The 239-nt window shown below is 40.6% G+C and carries 1 protein-coding gene; it reads right to left on the bottom strand.

Going from position 1 to position 239, the window contains the following annotated elements:
• Window positions 1-140: LysR family transcriptional regulator (locus tag AC973_RS09740; RefSeq protein ID WP_225968957.1), on the bottom strand; the 140-nt coding region annotated here is incomplete at its 3' end.
• Window positions 141-239: the final 99 nt, after the last annotated feature.

Raw genomic sequence — 239 nt, 5'->3', positions numbered from 1 at the left:
AAAGTTACCCCCATCTCAGACTCCAAATTGGCCATGGCTTTCGACAAAGACGGCTGGGCAATAAACAAGTCCTTGGCCGCCTGCGTCATATTCCCCACTTCAACAACCTTCATAAAATACTGCAAATCTTCAATCCGCATACGCTCACTCCTTACCATAGTTTCAAGCTATGAAAACCGACATATAATAGTTATTTGTAATTATTATGCCAGACCCATATACTCATAACAAGTTCAAAA

Origin of the sequence: Carnobacterium sp. 1290_CSPC, from assembly GCF_001053265.1 — a bacterium.
Classification (GTDB): Bacteria; Bacillota; Bacilli; order Lactobacillales; family Aerococcaceae; genus Aerococcus; species Aerococcus urinaeequi.
The sequence above is the reverse complement of the archived record's forward strand: the minus strand, read 5'-3'. Positions and strand labels throughout refer to the sequence as shown.